The 19,016-nt window shown below is 62.0% G+C and carries 16 protein-coding genes and 1 pseudogene; 9 read left to right on the top strand and 8 right to left on the bottom strand.

Translation table 11 applies throughout. The features are described 5' to 3' along the window. The 4 genes from KBI52_RS15155 to KBI52_RS15140 all read right to left on the bottom strand — a co-directional run. Positions 1 to 213, bottom strand: a 213-nt coding sequence (locus KBI52_RS15155) for a hypothetical protein (RefSeq protein ID WP_210808500.1), incomplete at its 3' end; no start/stop codon positions are given. 366 nt (positions 214 to 579) lie between these two features. Next, a complete protein-coding gene (locus tag KBI52_RS15150) occupies positions 580 to 1,167 on the bottom strand; it encodes a hypothetical protein (RefSeq protein ID WP_210808498.1) in 588 nt (195 codons plus the stop codon). Between the two features lie 287 nt (positions 1,168 to 1,454). Continuing rightward, positions 1,455 to 1,874, bottom strand: a complete 420-nt coding sequence (locus KBI52_RS15145) for a GFA family protein (protein ID WP_210808496.1) — start codon at positions 1,872 to 1,874, stop codon at positions 1,455 to 1,457. Positions 1,875 to 1,893: 19 nt separating this feature from the next. Continuing rightward, complete coding sequence (locus KBI52_RS15140) at positions 1,894 to 2,232, bottom strand: hypothetical protein (RefSeq protein WP_371823177.1); 339 nt, start codon at positions 2,230 to 2,232, stop codon at positions 1,894 to 1,896. Positions 2,233 to 2,718: 486 nt separating this feature from the next. Here KBI52_RS15140 and KBI52_RS15135 point away from each other — a divergent pair, with 486 nt between their 5' ends. The 4 genes from KBI52_RS15135 (at position 2,719) to KBI52_RS15120 (ending at position 6,552) form a co-directional block, all read left to right on the top strand. Further along, positions 2,719 to 4,290, top strand: a complete 1,572-nt coding sequence (locus tag KBI52_RS15135; RefSeq protein ID WP_210808492.1) for a pyridoxal-dependent decarboxylase — start codon at positions 2,719 to 2,721, stop codon at positions 4,288 to 4,290. 46 nt (positions 4,291 to 4,336) lie between these two features. Then, complete coding sequence (locus tag KBI52_RS15130; RefSeq protein ID WP_210808490.1) at positions 4,337 to 4,555, top strand: hypothetical protein; 219 nt, start codon at positions 4,337 to 4,339, stop codon at positions 4,553 to 4,555. Between the two features lie 483 nt (positions 4,556 to 5,038). Continuing rightward, entirely contained in the window at positions 5,039 to 5,980 is a 942-nt protein-coding gene (locus KBI52_RS15125) for an adenylate/guanylate cyclase domain-containing protein (RefSeq protein ID WP_247654411.1), read from the top strand. A 347-nt stretch (positions 5,981 to 6,327) separates the two neighbouring features. After that, positions 6,328 to 6,552, top strand: coding sequence for a hypothetical protein (locus KBI52_RS15120; RefSeq protein ID WP_210808488.1), 225 nt, complete (start codon positions 6,328 to 6,330; stop codon positions 6,550 to 6,552). A 486-nt stretch (positions 6,553 to 7,038) separates the two neighbouring features. On the opposite strand, the gene KBI52_RS15115 is transcribed toward KBI52_RS15120, so the two are convergent. Next, positions 7,039 to 8,808, bottom strand: a complete 1,770-nt coding sequence (locus KBI52_RS15115) for an adenylate/guanylate cyclase domain-containing protein (protein ID WP_247654410.1) — start codon at positions 8,806 to 8,808, stop codon at positions 7,039 to 7,041. A gap of 213 nt (positions 8,809 to 9,021) precedes the next feature. Between KBI52_RS15115 and KBI52_RS15110 the strand changes: the two genes are divergently transcribed. From KBI52_RS15110 to KBI52_RS15100, 3 genes are all read left to right on the top strand, one after another. After that, on the top strand, positions 9,022 to 9,528 hold the full coding sequence (locus KBI52_RS15110) for a VOC family protein (RefSeq protein WP_210808486.1): 507 nt from the start codon (positions 9,022 to 9,024) through the stop codon (positions 9,526 to 9,528). Between the two features lie 898 nt (positions 9,529 to 10,426). Continuing rightward, on the top strand, positions 10,427 to 10,696 hold the full coding sequence (locus KBI52_RS15105) for a hypothetical protein (protein ID WP_210808484.1): 270 nt from the start codon (positions 10,427 to 10,429) through the stop codon (positions 10,694 to 10,696). A gap of 639 nt (positions 10,697 to 11,335) precedes the next feature. Beyond that, positions 11,336 to 11,668 carry a hypothetical protein gene (locus KBI52_RS15100; RefSeq protein WP_210808482.1) on the top strand — a complete coding sequence of 111 codons (333 nt, stop codon included), beginning with the start codon at positions 11,336 to 11,338 and terminating at the stop codon, positions 11,666 to 11,668. Between the two features lie 241 nt (positions 11,669 to 11,909). Here KBI52_RS15100 and KBI52_RS15095 read toward each other — a convergent pair whose 3' ends face one another. From KBI52_RS15095 to KBI52_RS15085, 3 genes are all read right to left on the bottom strand, one after another. Then, positions 11,910 to 13,379 (bottom strand): alpha/beta fold hydrolase, encoded by a 1,470-nt coding sequence (locus KBI52_RS15095; protein WP_371823176.1) that lies wholly within the window; start codon positions 13,377 to 13,379, stop codon positions 11,910 to 11,912. Between the two features lie 346 nt (positions 13,380 to 13,725). Further along, positions 13,726 to 15,327 (bottom strand): ABC transporter substrate-binding protein, encoded by a 1,602-nt coding sequence (locus KBI52_RS15090; RefSeq protein ID WP_247654409.1) that lies wholly within the window; start codon positions 15,325 to 15,327, stop codon positions 13,726 to 13,728. An 89-nt stretch (positions 15,328 to 15,416) separates the two neighbouring features. Further along, the gene (locus KBI52_RS15085; protein ID WP_210808478.1) at positions 15,417 to 15,734 is read right to left on the bottom strand and encodes a hypothetical protein; all 318 of its coding nucleotides are present in this window, start codon (positions 15,732 to 15,734) and stop codon (positions 15,417 to 15,419) included. 973 nt (positions 15,735 to 16,707) lie between these two features. On the opposite strand from KBI52_RS15085, the gene KBI52_RS15080 reads away from it, so the two are divergent. Together KBI52_RS15080 and KBI52_RS34155 are read left to right on the top strand one after the other, a co-directional pair. Then, a complete protein-coding gene (locus KBI52_RS15080) occupies positions 16,708 to 18,417 on the top strand; it encodes an adenylate/guanylate cyclase domain-containing protein (RefSeq protein WP_247654408.1) in 1,710 nt (569 codons plus the stop codon). A gap of 182 nt (positions 18,418 to 18,599) precedes the next feature. Next, positions 18,600 to 18,980: pseudogene (locus KBI52_RS34155) on the top strand (adenylate/guanylate cyclase domain-containing protein); the annotation flags it as partial. Positions 18,981 to 19,016: the final 36 nt, after the last annotated feature.

The following is a 19,016-nucleotide window of genomic DNA, read 5'->3' as shown; positions in this document are numbered from 1 at the left end:
GATCGTGTGGTCTGGCACCCAGATCCACTTTCCCTCGACGAACATCTGCACCCCGGTTGGCCTCATTCGGTAGAACGCAGGGCGACAAGCCCCGTCATCGCAGCAATTCCTCCCGGCTTTGTCTCTGAGAGGTGAGTAGATGTCGTGGGCTTCGGTCGTCGGCTCATAGCCGGCGAAGAGCAGAACGGCAATGAGGCCAAGCTTGAGAGACATAGGCCGCTCTCCCTCATAAGGGGTTGGCGGCGCTCGTCAGAGCGTCGGGAAACGCTACTCCGGCCACTCTACTCTCCAGTGAGGCCCTTGTCGCGCGCGAAGTGCGGCCGCGAATTTCCAACAAGCGCCTTGATGGAGCCGGATAAAGGTGCGTTCGAGCGTATCCGGAAGGCTCCATCGGTACATCAGGAGGTGAGCCAGCAACGAACCAGTCTAAGCGGGCGTTTTGCCCGGCCTAATACGATGCTGGCTGACCTGGAACACTCCGAGCGTGGTTTGGAACTGGCGGGACTGAGTTAACAGAGCCGATGCGGGAACCGCCTTGCCTGCCATGGCCATGCCGGGTTCCTCACAGAAGAGCACATTTCAACGGTCGGAAGCCGACACACCTGCTGCGTCGACCAGGCCGGACCGGCGCCATTGCAGGTCGTGTCCGGAGGGCGTACACAGCCTGTCATCCACCACATAGCGATGTCGATCTTGCAGCGCACAGATGTGTCCGGCAGCGGGGTCGCCCGAGAGGGTGACTACCCAGGTTCTGCCATTGCCGATCAGCTCAAGCCGGTAGTGGAGCTTGAGCCCATCGGGAAAGTCGGCATACCGCGCGAGCCCACCTGTAGCGGCTCCGGCCAGATCGTGAAGGGCCCGCGCTGGATCGTTGGCCGTCGCCCGGCGCTCTGCTTCGGCAAAGCGGCTGGAGTTGAATCGGATTACGGCTGAGCAGACGGTGCGATGGAATTCACGCTGCTCGGCATGGAGATAGTTCATCCGGAAGGTGGCCTCGGCGGCTGCGGCGGTATCGAGTGCCAAGTACTCGGGCACCTGCATGCGGTCGACGAGCATCTCGCTGACAATGGGGGCCATGTCGTTGCAGTCCACTGGATCGGCCGACGCTGCCGGCAGCAAAGGTCCGGCGAGAAGAACAGGGACAAGAAGCTCAAGCCTGAGAGACATGGGCTGCTCCCATGCACAAGAGGTTAAGGCACTCGTCAGAGCGTCAACAGAACGCCACAGGGTTTATTCTACTCCTGAGCTGCCTTCCTGTCGCTGCACCTGCGAAGACAGCCAATCAGGAATGTCGGCTTGGGCTCAGGCATTGAAATTCGTTCACTGACAGGAACATCCGATGTTCCGGTCCAAAGCGGACGTTCGTCCCCGTGGGAACGTGCCAAGGAGAGACCTTCCTAATTATGGTTCAATTTCGCGGAAGGCTGTGCACGGCACACGTATCAGTGATGACTCTATGGGCGTCGATCCGGCCCCATTTCGAATTGCTGTTGGGTCTTGATCTCGGTGGCCCAGGGCAGGGCCGACCGGCACCAGATCTGCCTTCGGGGCACGAGGTCCCACCGCTGCCGGATCGTTCCGACACGCAGGTTGTAGACCTTCGGTCTATTGCTCTCCGACGTCGAGTAGATGGGCGTCCCACACTCGGGGCAGAACCCGTGAAGCCGTCTCGCTCCACTCGTTCCAATCTTCACGTAGTTCTTCACCTCACCCGAGAGCAGCCTGAAGGCCCCCTCCCGGGTGGGAGCCACCGCGCGGAAGGCGGATCCCGAGAGCGTCTGGCAATCGGTGCAGTGGCAGAGCCACACCTTGTCGGGCTCGATCTCAGCCTCAAAGGTGATGAAGCCACAGTGGCAGCGCCCGTCGACCTTCATGACGCGTCTCCTCGTCGTTTCAGAGAAAGTCCTCAGTCTCAGCGGATCCGGCTCCTTGGGGCCCGACCGCTATTTCGCTCGGCAACGGAAGAGGCGGGTTGGCGCTGTCGAGAAACTCCACCGTCGTAAAGATCAGCTCAGTGTCCCCGATGTTCTCCAGGTCGTGGATCTTGAACTCTCCTGGCCCATAGGTGAGATGGCTCGTCTGGCCCGCCACATAGGCGGCCTCCACCACCGTGCCGTCCTGCTGGTGCGAGCGCGCTCTTCCGGGTGCTATGGCGACCCAGAAGTAGTCCAGAACATGGCGATGGAAGCCGAGCCGCTCTGAGGGCTTCAGCCGGACTTCCCAAACCCGCACTCGGCGGTCCTGGGACAGGAGGCGGGTTCCCACGCAAGGATTGAACTGGTTACTGATGAATTCGTCTTGGCGTGCGGCTGACCACGTTGCGCTGGGTTCAAGAAGCTGTGGCATTCGGACCTCCGTCGTGAGCACCGTATCCCAATCCTGGGACGGGGAACGTCCCATCGCTCACATCCCATCATAAAGAGGAACCGCAGATCAGCCCAGACGTCCGATTTCCCAGTCCGACGCTCTGGGCCTCGGGGTCGTGAACTCGACCCCAATGCCCCAAAAGCCGTGCGGCGCGTCAGCCGCAACCTCGACGGCGCGCAACGGCTGTGGTGGCAGGCCGAGGGTCAGTCAAGAACCAGTCTCAGTGGCACCTCGAGCCTCAGCCAGCCGCCGCTTTTGCCTGCCATGTGGATTTCATCTATCCTGCGGAGGTTCTCCCGCTTGCCCACCGTCCGGCGCGACCCGTCGTGCGGCCATGATGGAGGCGTACCGATGCCCCAGGACGACCTTCAGGACCAACCGCTGAGCGTGGCGCCGAGTGCGACGACAACGGAAGCCTTGAACGTTGTCGGCCCGGACGGGGTTGCTCCGCCGCTCGGCGACATGAGCTCTGACGAATTCCGGCGCTACGGCCGTACCATGGTCGACTATATCGCCAACTACTTTGAGGGCATTGAACGGTTCCCCGTCCTAGCCCAGGTCGAGCCGGGCGCGCTCATCGCGAAACTTCCGGCCGAACCGCCGGCAACCGGCGAGTCGATGGAGGCGATCATCGCCGACGTCGACCGCCTCATCGTGCCGGCGCTCACGCACTGGAGTCATCCGGGGTTCTTCGCCTACTTCGCCACCTCCACCTCGGCGCCCGGCATCTTCGGGGAGCTGCTCTCGGCCGCCTTTGACACAAAGGCGCTGCTCTGGCGCGCAGCTCCCGCCGCGCAGGAGCTCGAGGAAGTCACCCTGTCGTGGCTGCGCCAGATGATCGGCCTGCCCGAGGCCTTCTCGGGGATCATCTACGACACCGCCTCGGTCTCGACCCTCCACGCCATCGCGGCTGCACGCGAGGGTCTCGATCTGCGCGTGCGCGAGGACGGCATGAGCGGGCGCGCCGACCTGCCGCTGCTGCGCGTCTACGCCTCCGAGCAGGCCCACTCGTCGGTCGAGAAAGGCGTCATCACGCTCGGCCTCGGCCAGCGCTCCTTGCGCAAGATCCCCACGGACGCCGAGTTCCGCATGGATCCGGCCGCGCTCGCACGCGCTGTCGCGGAGGACAGGGCCGCCGGCCACCTGCCCTTCTGCGTTGTCGCTACCATCGGAACGACCTCGACGTCGAGCATCGATCCCGTGCCGGCCATCGCCGAGCTGTGCGGGCGCGAACGGCTCTGGCTGCACGTCGATGCCGCCTATGCAGGTTCGGCCGCGGTCGTTCCGGAGCTGCGCCACATCCTCAATGGCAGCGAGCGGGCGGACTCGCTCGTGCTCAACCCGCACAAGTGGCTGATGACGCCCTTCGACCTGTCCGTCCTGTACACGCGGCGGATGGATCTGCTGCACCGCGCCTTCTCGCTCGTGCCCGAGTTCCTCCGCACGCTCGAACATGAGCCTGAAGTTGTCCGCAACCACTCCGAGTATGGCATCCAGCTCGGGCGCCGCTTCCGTGCTCTCAAGTTCTGGATGGTCCTGCGCTACTTCGGTCGCGACGGGCTCGCGGCGCGCATCCGCGAGCACTGCCGCCTCGCACGGCTGTTCGCCTCGTGGATCGAGGCCACGCCCGGCTGGGAACTGCTCGCGCCTGTCCCCTTGAGCCTCGTCTGCTTCCGCGCCTGCCCGCCGCGCAGCGAAGCGCCTGACGACGAGTACGCCGCCCGCCTCGACCGCCTGAACGAGCAGATCATGCATGCCGTCAATGCGACCGGCGAGGCGTTCCTCTCGCATACGAAGCTCCACGACCGGTTCACCCTGCGCCTCGCCGTCGGCAACATTCGCACCACCGAGGAACACATCGCACGCGTGTGGCAACTCCTGCGGGAGGCGTGCGATCGGCTCAGCTCCGCTGACGGGGTTTGAGGCGGTCTCACGTCAGCGGCCATGACGGTGGGATGAGGAGGGCCTGATGCCCCGCTACTTTTTCCATCTCAGACTGGGCCCCTGCATTGTCGCCCGGGACAGTATCGGCCATGACTGTCCCGATGATGCCGCTGCGCGGGAACTCGCGCGGCTCGGCATTGGGCTCTTTGTCCTGGACCCGTTCCTGCCCAGTCTGTTCGAGCAGTACTGTTTCGAGGTTGTCACCGAGGATGGAGTGATCGACTCTCCATCCGGGGCAGGATGAGATCATCACGCTGACGGGTTTGCAGACATGCTCCACGCGGGCGGCGATGTTGACCCCGATCCGAATTCCGGTCCCCCGCCGGGTGGCCCCTCCACCTATCGGTCGGGGACGCCGTTCTGCACGGCCACCGTACAGGCGACGACCTCGACCAGGATGGTGGCGAGGCGCCGTTGGGCGTGGATCGTGGCCATTAACGGTGCCTGCTTACGAAGGCCTAGTCGCAAAATTGTAGGGCGGCTCCGCTTATGAATTCATTCATAGAATGTCCGCGTTGGATCAGAAGGCGATGATCTGTGCCTCTTAAGAACGTCCGGTGTTGTCCGCTTGAGCCGACGTTGGGTCGATTTGCGAGAAGTGCCACGAGGGCCCTTGCGCAGGGTTGTGTCGGCATGGGTCTGGCCAGATAATCGTCTGGAGCGCTCCAAACGAGTGTAACTGTAACTGCATCCTTCCGGCATCGGCAACGCACAGGTGTGATAAGCCATGCCTCATCAGCGGATCCTCGACTTCGATATCCTCGAATTCACCACTTGGCTGGTCGGCCCGGCACGCGAGGCTCTCTCCCCGGTCGAGATCGTCACCCAAACCTGTGATCGGCTCCTGGCCGCTGGGATCCCGCTCTGGCGGGTGCGGGTCGGGCAGCGGCTGATCAATCCCTTGCTCAGCGCCTGGGGCGTGATCTGGGTGCGCGGAACGGGAGGCACGGACTACACTGTCCCTCGCAGTACCCTGGGTACGAGTTCCTACACCGGTAGCCCCTTCGAACATGTCGTCAAGACGCGGACCCGCTTCTACCGCTCCCTGCGCGACCTCGACTCAGTCCATGACCATCCGGTGCTGTTCGAGCTCGCCGCGGATGGCAGCACCGATTATCTGGCCCTCCCGATCGTCTATGGGGATGGCTCGGTGCAAGGATCCTCGTTTACAACCGATGCTCCCGACGGCTTCACTCCGGAGGCCATCGCGCTGATCGACAAGCTTAGTCCCTTTTTAGCGGCCGCGCTGGAGCCGGCCGCGATGCGCCGGTCTGCCGAGAGCCTGCTGCGGACCTACCTTGGCGACGGCCCTGCCGAGCGCATTGCCGCTGGCGCAATCCGCCGCGGTGATCAGGTAGCCATCGAAGCCGCCGTGCTGCTGACGGATCTGCGAGGATACACCCTTCTGTCGGAACACTTGCCTCCCGATGAACTGCTGGAGCGCCTTGGCCAATACCAGGAGGTGGTCGTCACGGCGGTGCGGGCCGAGGGCGGGGACGTGCTGAAGTTCATCGGCGACGGCGTGCTGGCCATTTTTCCGGTTGAGGAGGGCGAACGGGAGAAGGCGAGTGGTCGCGCCCGTCGTGCCCTGGAGGCCGCCTTGTTCGAATCCGAGCAGATCGGAGGGCTGCGGTTTGTCGGCTGCCTGCACGTCGGCTCCGTAATCTAGGGCAATATTGGCAGTCCGGACCGGCTGGACTTCACGGTGGTAGGGCCCACGGTCAACTTTGTCTGCCGGCTGGAGGCGGTTGCCAAGAGCACGAACTCTGCCGCGGTGTGTTCCCCGGAGGTGGCGGCCTGCTTTCCGGCCGCCACTACTAGGCAGCTCGGAACCTTCACGCTACAGGGGATTCCGGACGAGCAGGCGGTCTTCGAACTGATCGCACCGGACCGAGGGCTTCGGGAGGACCAAGGGCTGGCGCGGAGATAAAGCCCAGAACCGGGCCGGAACTTAACCTGGTTGATGGCGGAACGTTCAACAGCGGCGCACAACAGCGCTGGCCCGAGGAACAGACTATGCCGCGCTACATCTTTAATGCCTCCAGTGGCATCTGCTTTGTGCAGGAGTTAGAGATCCACCATCTCCCGGATCTGGAGACCGCCTGTCACGAGGCTCACCGGGTCGCCAGACACTTTCGCGCTTACCTGCCCCGCAACATTCGACAGGAGAACCTGACGGTCGAGATTGTGGAGGAGATGGGCCAAGAGTTTTCGATATTGTGGTTGGAAGCGCCTTTCTAAATGCACAGGCAGTCTATCCAACCAAGCTTGAAACAATGAGTTGCCTGGTTCCTACGGCATCAGTCGGAAAGTCAGCACCGGGTCACGGGCACCCTTCAGCTTAGCCGTGTAAAAGTCCACATTTCACTCCTGACCTGCCCTCTCCTCCCCTGCTGCCGTGAATGTCCAGCGGACACCCCTCTGCCTCCTGCTCTCCCTTGATCATCGGGGCAGAGGCAGCATCGATCCTACCAAGGCTTCACTCACCTCATAATGCCGGCGCTCAATCCGGAAAAGATCTTGTGCTGATCCATATCAAGAGCGCCGTCGGGACCAGGGGTGCCCACCTGTGGTCGTGAGGCAAACTAAAAATCAAACCCGATGGGGAGCGTCGTGGAGTGCACTGCGGTGGACTTCCCGAGGCCATCCGTTTGAAGGTTTGCATTCTGGCGGCTGCGCCGAGTATGAGGCCACTCTGATCAGTACTTGATCGAAAGCACGTGGGCGTCAGCTTGGAAAACCTGCCTTAATTAACCCCTCCCGAAGATGCTCTCGGTCTTCGGCCCGTTCCAGGAGAACGTCACGCATCAAGAAGGTCGGGATCGAGAAGTCAGGGCGGACCTGAAGCACAGCGTCCACAAGGACCTTTGCCTTTGCCTCCTCGCCGAGCTGCGAGTAGCAAGCTGCAAGCCTTGCGTGCGACCACGGCCCTGGGTTTGGCAGCCGCCGGAAGGTTTCCGCCGCGTCTGCGTAGCGCCTGAGGGAGTAGAGCGTGGTGCCAAGGCCCGAGTTGTACCACGTCGGGTGGAATGGATTGAGATGCCTGGATCTCTCCATCCATGCGAGCGCGTCTTCCGGCTTGCCCCGCAGGGTCAGCACATAGCCCATCTGCTGCATCGCGTCCGCATCGTTTGGATTGAGCTGGAGCGCCCGGTCCAGATGGCGTTGCGCCGTTGCGAGTTCGCGGCGGTAAACGCAGACGAGGCCGAGCAGCCGGTGGCATCGGCTCTCCTGTGGGTCGCGGTCGACCGCCTGGGCTGCCATCGCGAAGGCCGCGTCCAACGTGGCCCGAGACGCGGCCGCGTACCCATCGACTGCACATCGCACGAACGCGAGGTACGACTGCGCCAGCGCGAACTGCGGATCAAGGCTGACGGCCCGCTCCAACATGGCGGCGGCCTGCTGATTGCTGTCATCCTCGTAGCCTCGGAAGTATGCCAGACCTCGGAGGAAAAAATCGTAGGCAGCCATGCTCTCCGTCGGCTTGCGCAGAGCAAGCTGGAGCCTTGCGTCCTCGATCCGCCCGAATAGGGTCGAGGCAATGGTCTGGGCGACTTCGTCCTGAACCGCGAACACATCGTCGACGTGCCGGTCGTAGCGTTCAGCCCAGAGCTGGACGCCCGTTCCCGCTTCGACGAGTTGAGCTGTGACGCGAAGACGATCGCCCGTACGGCGCACGTTGCCTTGGACGAGGAAGGACACGCCAAGCCGCCGGCCGACTTCGGCGAGATCGAGGGAATGGTCTCTGATAGCAAAGGACGAATTGCGGGCAATGACGAACAGCGACCGGAATCGGGCGAGACCGGTGATGATCTCGTCGGTGATGCCATCACTGAAGTGGCTCTCGGCACCGTTACCGCTCAGGTTCTCGAACGGCAGAACTGCAACGCTTGGCCTCTCCAATGCCCTTGTCGGCGGGGTCCTCTGCTCGTCAGGCGTGGCTTGTCCGGTCAGACGCACCGAGAACACCCGAATGCCGCCGTCGATGTTCTTGATGTCCTGTTGCCCCAAATCGGTGCAGGTGAGTGCCAACGGCCGCGCGGCGTAACGGTGGGCCTCCTCGGATAAGCACAGGCCACCAGGTTCGGCGAGAGCCTGGAGGCGAGCGGCGACGTTAACGCCGTCTCCGAACAGGTCACCGCCCTTTACTACGACATCGCCTACATGAACACCGATCCGGAATTGCAGGCGCTGCTCACCCGGGCGGGTGGCGGCGTTCGTGTCCGCGACCGCGCGTTGGACAGTCAAAGCGCATCGGACGGCGTCAACCACGCTGGAGAACTCGGCGAGAATGCTATCTCCGGCCGTGTTGGCGATCCGGCCCCGATGGTCGGCGATACCGCTGTCAATGATCCTGCGGTGAGTCTGAAGAGCTCTCAGAGTGCCCTGCTCGTCGGCCCGCATCAGCCGCGAGTAGCCTGCCACGTCGGCCGCGAAAATCGCGACGAGACGGCGCTCGTCAGAACCCATGGTCTGTCCGCTGTCCACAGGGCTCATTATGGGTATTTCCAGCGACACAGTCCACACGGCTCTGCTGACGTTGGGGTTCCATTCCTCATCCGGGATGGCTTGCTGCTGGGACCAGACGTGACTGCCGAACCGATTTAAGCGCAGACTGCAACTGGCTCGTCAGCGGGAAGGACGCGGTGCATCATGCCTCGCGTCTGGTGTATGCTGACTTGGGTCCACGACAGATCAGAGGTGGGCAACATGGGATACGATACTGACCCGGGCGCTCGGGTAGGCCATGTGAACCTGAGAGTTTCCGACCTTGATCGCTCAATTAAGTTTTATGCAGAGGTGATGGGGTTCGAGCTGCGGCAGAGGTTTGGGAAGGGAGGAGCCTTCCTTGCGGCCGGTGGATACCATCATCATGTTGGGCTCAATACCGTGCGAAGCCTCGGCGGCTCGCCTCCGCCGGACGGTCACACGGGGTTGCACCACGTCGCCTTCGTCTATCCCGACCGGCAGAGCCTCGCCCGCGCGGTCAAGCGCGTCTTGGCACACGGAATTGTTCTTCTACACAAAGCCGACCACGGCGTAAGCGAGGCGGTGTACTTCCACGACCCCGACAGCAACATGATCGAGATTTATTGGGATCGGCCTCAATCTGAATGGCCTCAGAAACCGGACGGAACCCTTGAGATGACTGACGATCCGCTTGACCTCGACAACCTGCTGGCCTCCGTTGATCCCGAGGTCAATAGTCACTGTTAAGTTGGTGCATTGTCTCCTCACCCCCCGCAGCGCAATCCACTGGCTGGCTTGAAACGGTCTGACGGCCCCTTTGCTGCAAGACCTCGTCTGGCGCCGTCCCGCGCTCATGCTAGGGGGATGTTCAGTCTCGTGGAGCGGTCCCACAGGCTGTTGCCCTCTCTAAAGAACAGAGTGCGTCTTCATACTCAAACAGCACGAGGCCATCGCTGGTCTGAGCACCGAAGCGGTGGCAGGACGGGTTGAAGACGAGAATAACCGTGCCGGTGAAGCGGGGATTGCCAGGACCGATTGTGATCAGACCCGCACACCAGAGGACGGAGGCCAGGAGGCGCTTTGTCATCGCGGGCCCCCTCGCATAACTGGAGAGCACGCCCAGATCGACGCTGGACGAACTTCAGGAACACTATAGCCGCTTCAGGCGGCTATAGTGTTCCCTCCTCCCCACCGCGGGCACATGGCTGCCGAAAGAGTCAATCTTCTCCCCTTGAGAGGCCATCTCGAGCCATCGTCTTACGGGCCTACCTGAGCACCTCGCCATTTGCCCACTCAGCTTGCCTGAAGATGTGCTGACGCTTAGAGAACAGCACCACGCTGTGAAATGGAACATAATACAACAAGCGCGCACTTGACCCTGATGTGAAACGGCACCAGTTGTTGCCCTCGCGCCGGAGAGGCGCAATCTCATTATCCAACAACGTAAATTGAACTACGCCGTGGACGTGAAGGGCCAGATCCTTGGCTCAAACTGCCAAGCGATTGTCCCTGCCGATCAAGCATCGACCTCTGGATTGAGTAGGATCCTGACTGAAGGATAGGGTGATGCAAGCACCTATGGCGGCTCAGGAAGCTCCGATGGCCGATCAGGCCGCCGATAGGAATGACATGCGAGCAGCCAACGATGGCTTCGTCAAGGCGCTTTCTCTGCCGGCTCGATGAGGATATCTCGACAGCATGCGCCGATGGTGACGCCGCCGCGGCGCTGCATGAGAACAATAAGTCGGTGGCGATCGGACGGGTAGCGGTCCTTGATTGCAGGAAAGTGGTTCCGTTCGATGTCTTCTCCGAACTGTCAGTGGTAATGCCCGATCCTGCAATCAAGGCGAGCGGCCCGATCGTCCGGGTGATGGGCTTCGAGAAGGTCCGGGAGAGAATGAGGGATGGCAGATAGCTGATCGCGGATCACCATGCCAGCAAGGCGGCGGAAGACCTCGCTCGAGCGGGCTGAGAAGGTGCCAGAGACCTCTATTGACGCACTGAGGAGCATCGCCAATCCCTTATGTGTGGGAGCAACCTATGTCTCTCAAACGCGCTCTCTTCATCGCCCTTCTCTTGGTGGCGCCTGAACTTCCGACGGAAGCCCACGACATCTATTCAAATCTAAAGGATCGATGGGGAAACGATTGCTGCAACGACCAGGATTGTCGCCCTGCACCGTACCGCGTGTCTTCTACTGGTGTGCAGATGCATGTCGACGGAGTCTGGATCGATGTGCCGGATGGGAGGATTCAATACCGGTCTCTCCCTGGTGACACCGGCGGGACACGCGGAGGGCATTGGTGCGGCACGGCTCATAACGATCCGGATCATAGGATGGCCCATATTACCTACTGCGCCATCCTTCCTCCCAACTCCGCATCTGCATCTGACGGATACCAGGAGTAACGCCTACGACCACCCAGACGAGGAGGTTGTGATGCTTGCCCTCCTACTCTGCCTTCCGGTTCTCTTGTTGCTGATGAGCCTTTGTCAGGCTCGCCCAGTTCGCCATGCAGCATTAACGCAAGTGTGCCCTGCGGGACAACAGTCCATGCCGGAACTGAATGGGCTCATCTTACGCACCAACCCCCAGGTGCTGGCGACCGGCAGATTGATCAAGGGTCTATACTACTCCTATGGGCCCACTGGTCCGTATGATATGGTCGCGTTCTATATGGCGTGCGATGGTCACTCTGAGCCTGCTCCGTTCGCAGTGACAGAGTTCCAGTCACGCCAGCTCTTCTTTGATCGCGATCGAGATGGATGCGCGGATGTGACCGAGACGCTACCGCAGCCGGAAATCGATCCGGCGGATTTCCTCCCTTCCGTTAATGACGTGGAACAGCTTTGTAGCGAGGACACGGTCTCTTCCCTCATGCGTTAGGCCGGGGTCTCGTTATTTTTCCGATCCCCGGGCAGACGAGAGGATGAAAGGTTTTACGCCGCGAGGTGCTGTTCGGCTCGTCAACACCGAACCGATCATAGAGCCATCTGAGGGTCTCCACCACCGGGAGCGGGACGATGTCGTCCTTGCCATGGAACAATCAGACCCACCTGCCCACGGGATTGGACACGAAAAAACCGCCAACGTCACGGCTGTTTGGGCCCGCCCTTCAGCCCCCCCGCTAGCCAAGAAATGCCGTCAGCTCTTCAAAGAAGCGTTCAGAGGCCGGTTCACCTTCGCGAAAGAGATGATTGTGGCCGGGGAGCACCACGAAACGAGCGCCAGGAATGTCGGCGGCCATCGCCCGCCCAGCCGACACAGGAGCCATGCGGTCATCGCGAACATGCAGGACCAGCGTCGGCGTCCTCACCTTCGGCAACAGCTCGCGTACATCCAGATCGCAGATGGCCTCGTAGTATCGAGCCGCGCACTCCGGTGAACATGAGCGCCGCTGGAGCTCGTTGAACGACTCGAATTCGTCCTTCGTCGCGTCTGGCATCAGTTGCGACGTGAAGAGTTGCCGGAACGATGGATCGTTAGAGCCCCATTCCAAGCGCATCAACGTGTTCAGCGCGATCTGGCGCTCCCGCTCGCCTGGTGAGCGCTTCCGAGCCCCGACAGCAACGCCGCCATAGAGAATGAGATGCGAGACACGGTCTGGGTGCCGGACGGCGTAGGCAATGGAGACAGCGCACCCCTGCGAGATGCCGAGAAGGACAAAGCGAGCGACCCCGGCAGCATCGACCACGCTCTCGAGATCGCTGACCCATGCCTCCACGGAGAGCTCGCCCACCTCCCAGTCGGACAGCCCGTTGCCGCGGGAGTCGTGGCGGATCAGCGTGTAGCGGCGGGCCAGGCGTTCAAGGACGTGATGCCAAACCGGGCTTTCCCAGTCGTCCTCCAGATGACCCACCCAATTGCCGGGTTTGACCAGCGGCGGGCCATGCCCGACCTTCGCCCACGCCAGCCGCACGCCGTCCGGCGCCCGGCAGAAGCTGATTTCCTGCTTCAGGTGCGAGCTGCCGATCCGTGTGGTCCTGAGCCCCTCGCCGGGACGCACGGCATAGACATGGATGGGGCGCGAGATGTTCTTGACGCGTTGCTGCCCCCGGTCTTCAAAGCCGCAGTCAAGCTTGCCTGCAACCTCCTCGAAGACCTTCCCCGACACGACGATACATCCCGGCTCAGCGAGCATCTGAAGCCGGGCGGCGATGTTCACATCGTCCCCGAAGATGTCGCCGTCGTCGTCAACAAGGATGTCGCCCAGGTTGATCGCCATCCTCAGGCTCATCGGGTGAACGGAAACGTCTTGCTCCCTAGCGGCCACTTCGCCCTGGATCGCCACAGCGGATTTGAGAGCCTCAAGCGGACTGGCGAATTCGGCCAGGAAGCCATCGCCCATCGTCTTGACGATCCGTCCGCCGTGGGCGAGGACCTTTCCCTGGATGATCTCCCGTTGTATGCCCTTCAGTCGCGTAAGGGTGCCCTCTTCGTCGCTCTCCATGATGGCGGAATAGCTGACGACATCGGCAGCCATGATGGCGGCAAGACGGCGTATCGTCATTGCATCCCCCTGCTTGCACAGGCAGAGCCGGTGGGAAGATTGTTCAGCGTACCCGATAACGTCAGGCGTGAGAAGAGCCGCAGCCACGTTGGGAGCCGCCCCTCCGGGCATATGACAACTGGAGGCCAATTGCGCGGAAGAGTGGTCCTTCGAGGACGGCTTTAGGCGATGGCGTTCGCGGTCTCCGATATCTCTTACCCAAGAGCTGTTACGATGATGTCTACGAGGAGGCTGATGAGTCAGACGACGCGGGTTTGGTAGCGGACAGGGGCAGTGCGTGGAGAACCCTCCCTGATCTTCATAGAGGCCCCCACACCCGTGGCCGGCGGCCGTCTCCCCTTATTCTCCAGGCCGGAATTAATGCTGGATCTCGTCGCTCGGACAATGACCCCAAGGCGCTCTGAAGTCGCTCCGCCCGGGCGTGGGATCGCCCTTACTTGCCCTGGATGTCCACCCCGTAGAATGTGTGGCGGCCGAAGGGCGAGAGCTTGAAGTCGGTCACTTCCTTGCGTATTGGCTTCAACTGCACCGCATGGGCGATGGTGAACCAGGGCGCCTGCTCCTTGAAGATCACCTGAGCCTGCTCGTAGAGCTTCGTGCGCTCGGCCTGGTCGGTCGTGGTCTTCGCCTTCATGACGAGATCGTCGAACGGCTTGTAGCACCACCGCGCCACGTTCCCGCCAGAGGTACTCTCGGCCGAGGTGCAGTTGAGGAGGCTGGACAGGAAGTTGTCCGGGTCGCCGTTGTCGCCCGTCCAGCCCATGAGGCCCAGCTGGTGCTCGCCCGCCTGCATGCGCTTGCGGTACTCGCCCCACTCGAAGCTCTTGATCTCGGCCTTCACGCCGATCTTGGCGAGGTCGGCCTGCATGAGCTCGGCGACACGCTGGGCATTCGGCATGTAGGGACGCTGCACCGGCATCGCCCAGAGATCGGTCTCGAAGCCGTTCGGGTAACCTGCTTCCGCGAGGAGCTTCCTGGCAGCATTAGGATCGTAATCGTAGTCCTTCACCGCATCATTGTAGGACCACATGGTCGGCGGGATCGGGTTCTTCGCTGCCACGCCCGTGGAGAGATAGACCGCATCAACGATGGCCTTTTTATTGATCGCCATGCTCACGGCCTGCCGGACGCGAACGTCATCGAATGGCTTCTTCTGTGTCTGGAAGGCGAGGTAGCCGACATTGAGGCCTGGCTGCTCCAGGATCCTGATGTCCGGATCCTTCTTCATGGCCTCAAGATCGGCCGGGTTCGGATACGGCATAATATGGCATTCACCCTTCTGGAGCTTGGCCCAGCGGACCGAGGCGTCCGGCGTGATGGCGAAGACGAGATCGTCAATCCTGGCGCGGCCGCCCCAGTAGTCGTCAAAGGCCTTGTAGCGGATCACAGCGTCCTTCTGATAATGGACCAGGTAGAACGGGCCCGTCCCGATGGGCTCATGGTCGATCTTCTCGGGTGTGCCCGCCTTGAGCATGGCGTCGGCGTATTCTTTTGACTGGACGGCAGCGAACCCCATGGCAAGGTCGGACAGGAACGGCGCCTCGGGCTGGTTCAGGGTCACCTTGACGGTATAATCGTCCACCTTCTCCACCGACTTGAGCAGCTTGGGCATGCCCATGGCGTCGAAGTAGGAGTGATTGGGGCTCGTCACCTTGAAGTACGGGTTGTCCTCCTTCCACTGGCGCTCCAGCATGAAGATCACGTCGTCCACGTTGGCGGTGCGGGTCGGCTTGAAGTTCGTGTTGGACTGCCATTGGGCGTTATGGCGCAAGTAGAAGGTGTAGACGAGGCCGTCCTCGGAGATGTCCCACGTCTCGGCGAGGCCGGGCACCACCTTCGTGCCGCCGCGCTCGAACTCGACGATGCGATCGTAGATCGGCTCGCTGGCATCGGATGAGGTGCCGGTAGTGTTCACGCCGGGGTAGAAATTCTCCGGGCTGCCCTCGGAGCAGTAGACGAGGGTTTTAGCGGAGAGCGGCGCTGCGGCCAGCACGGCCGGCGCGCAGAGGATGGCGAGAAGGGCTGCTGTCTTCATGGGACCCTCCACACAGCTCCGGCTCGGCCTCACTTGCAGCGGGGTCGAGCACAGATGTCCTTGTGACTTCGAACTCCGCCCCGGATGCCTTAGGCAGCCGAGGCGCGCCCCGTCGTCCCCTCGGCTGTGACAGCCCCCAGAACCTCGCCCACCGAAATCTCCGGCTCACCTGTGATGAGATCGGCCAAGTTCGCCTTGATCCAGTCGAGCGCCTTCCTGTTCGCCTCCTGGGCAGCGCTTTGGGTCTCGAACAGCGTGATCGAGCCGCCGGTCTGATCCCCGAAGCGCACGACATAGTACCCGATAAAGCCAGGGCTTTGCTTCATCGTGGGATCGAGGCCGTCGACCGCGCGGCGAGCGGCCTCCTCGATCGACCGCATAGGGACCTTGCGCACCACTGCGTACATCGTGACCTCCCGTTCAGAAAGGCCCCTCAGCCAGCCTCATTTTACCATCCGATGAGCCCAAGTACGAGGCACGATCATTCTCAGATCCGATGATCTGGTGTCACCGATGGCAGTTCGGGTCGCGGCTCCGGTGTGTTCTGAATCGGGGCAGCGTGGTCCGCTTGTGAGGTTGCAGGTCCAGAAGCCAAGCGTCTCTCAAGAGCGGCAACCTGCCGTGCCAGATTGTCGATGGCGGCCTTCAAAGCCAGAACGTCGGCGGCATCCGGGATGGTGGATACGGGGTGTCCCGCTCGTGGCACCGCCGGCTCATGAGGGCCCGGAGGAGGCTCTGGCTCCGCCTCCAGAGAGGACCTGCGCGTCTTCCGACGAGATGACACTAGCTTTTGGAGAGCCCGCACAATCAGCCAGAGAACGCAGAAAGCGAGGAAAAGGGTGAGCAGCGCCGAAGGCATGCTATCGAACATGGTTGTTGCCGTTCCTGAGTGAGCCGATGAGGGCCTGGGGCAATGCAACACTGATGTCCCGCGTTCCCCTGGGTGATCGTTCGGATCGATTGCCCCTCTGCCCCTACCGGAAGGGGCAGGTATCGGCTGGCTCGGTTGGCGGAAAAGCTCGGGGCGGAGATCCAGCTATGCGACCTGATCGATCAGATCGCCTTCGACTGCCCAAGGAAACCCCTCCCGTGGGAGGGGTTTCCCAGCCAGTTTGATCCAAAGTGCAAGGCTCGTTTTACGGATGTGGAGGCGACGAGCCGCCCTCCCCCAGATCCGCCTCCCTTAATGCGAAGGTTGACGGTAATCCGTGGCGGGAAAGAGTAACACGACGGTGCTGGCCCCAATCCTGCTTACCCCGGTGTGGGCTGGACACTCCACTCAGTCCGCCGCAAAATTCGTTCGGGAGCGGCACCGAGGGTCCGATGGGTCCGCAGGAGCACAAGGTCGAGCGACGGCTCGCAGCCATCTTCGCGGCTGACATGGCAGGCTACTCGCGCCTCATGGAACGGGATGAGGTCGGCACCCTGAAGGCACTGACTGCGCACCGCGAGGTCATGGACCGGCTGATCACTGAACATGGCGGACGCATTGCCAACACCGCTGGCGACAGTGTGTTGGCTGAGTTCCCCAGCGCCGTTGATGCCGTCCAATGTGCCATGGCCGTGCAGGAGGCTCTTGTGCAGGCCAATCAGGGCACTCCCGAGGAGCGCCGTCTTCAGTTTCGGATCGGGGTTCATGTCGGCGACGTGATGGTGCGTGCAGGAGATCTGCTCGGGGACGGCGTGAATATTGCCGCACGGCTGGAGAGCCTCGCAGATCCTGGCGGCCTGTGCATCTCCGAGGCCACCTACGGGTACGTGCGAAAGACTCTGCCCCATGCTTTCGAGGATCTCGGACCACAGACAGTCAAGAACATCGAAGAGCCAGTACGAGCCTTCGTGCTTAAGGCAACCGCAGTCATTCCAGCAGGACAGGAGCAAGCTAAGCCGCTTCCCCTGCCCGACAAGCCCTCGATTGCGGTGCTTCCGCTTAGAAACATGAGCGGCGGCCCCGAACAGGACTACTTGGCCGATGGTCTCACCGAGGAGATCGTTGCAGCCCTCTCACGCTTTCGCTCGCTCTTCGTCATCGCCTATAGCTCCACCGCGACCTACAAAGGCAAGGCCGTGGATGTGCGCCAAGTCAGTCGCGAGCTTGGCGTTCGGTATGTGCTGGAGGGCAGCGTCCGCAGGGTGGCAAACCGGCTCCGCATTATTGCCCAACTGATCGATGCCACCACGGGGAGCCACATCTGGACGGATCGGTACGACGGGGACGTTACGGACCTCTTCGATCTTCAGGATCGGGTGACCGAGGCCATTGTTGGAGCCCTTGAGCCGACCATTACCCTCTCCGAGATCGAGTGGGCCAAGCGCAAGCGGCCTGACAGCCTTGATGCCTATGGCTGTGTCATGCGGGCGCTGCCTGCCGTCTGGTCGCAAGACCCTCATAAAAAGGCAGAAGGACTTCGGCTGGCTGAACAGGCAATGGATCTTGACCCCACATATGCACTATCGAAGGCGCTCGCTGCATGGTGCTATGCCCAACGCGTGATGTCCATGACGACCTCCGATCCATCGACGACCAGAACCAGGGCACTCCAACTCGCCCGGGAAGCCGCATCACTCGACAGCAACGATCCTCTCGTGCTGACTGTGCTGAGTGCCGCATACAACCTTATCGGTCAGGTCGCCCTCGGGCTCGCCGCTGTCGAGAAGGCGCTGACGCTGGACCCCAACTCGGCTTGGGCTTGGCTTCGCAGCGGATGGTCGAACACCTACATGCGAAGATACGACACCGCCATTGAGCATTTTCAGCGGGCCATGCGTCTCAGTCCGCTCGACCCGATGCGCTTCAGTGCCTTGATCGGGATCGGAGCCGCATATCTTGCCAAGGACCAGTGGGACGAGGCGGCGCGATGGATCGAGAAAGGTCTCTGTGAGAAGCCCGATGCGGCCTGGGGTTACCGGCTTCTGATCGCCGCATACGCTGCGGCTGACCGGCTGGAGGAGGCCAAGCAAGCGGCGGCCCGGTTCTTGGAGGCTTACCCGGACATGACGGTTTCAAAGGCGATTGAGGTTACGCCTCCTTCGTCTCCCCTAAGAGGGCGTATTGCGGCGGGGCTTCGAAAAGCAGGGCTACCAGAATAGGCCAAGTTGGATACCCAAGCATCTGCCCTCGCGCAAACTCTCATTGCGCTCTCCTGCACTCATCGGTGCCCGCTGCTTCCCGAGCCAAGCTTGACAGCCGCGGACCTCTAAATGTTGGACGAAGGCTGGACACCTCACCCCACTCGCCGCAGAATCCCCTCTGAAGCGGCACCGAGGGTCCCATGGGTCCACAGGAGCACAGGGTCGAGCGGCGCCTGGCAGCCGTTCTCGCGGCTGACGTAGCGAGCTATGCGCGGCTTGTGGAGCAGGATGAGGTCGGAACCCTGCGGACCCTGGCGGCTCACCGTGAGGCGATGGACCGGCTGATCGCCGAGCACGGCGGGCGGATCGCCAATACGGCTGGGGATAGCGTCCTGGCCGAGTTCCCCAGCGTTGTCGATGCCGTCCAATGCGCCGTCGCTGTCCAAGAGGCTCTCGCGCAAGCCAGTCAGGGCACGCCCGACGAGCACCGCCTCCAGTTCCGGATCGGCATCCACGTCGGCGATGTCATCGTCAGTGCTGGCGATCTGCTCGGCGACACCATCAACATCGCAGCCCGCCTTCAGGCGCTGGCCCCGCCATCGGGCATCTGCCTCTCA

The organism is Microvirga sp. HBU67558, from assembly GCF_018069605.1.
Taxonomy (GTDB): domain Bacteria; phylum Pseudomonadota; class Alphaproteobacteria; order Rhizobiales; family Beijerinckiaceae; genus Microvirga; species Microvirga terrae.
Note: the sequence above shows the minus strand (reverse complement) of the source record. Positions and strands in the feature narration are given on the sequence as shown.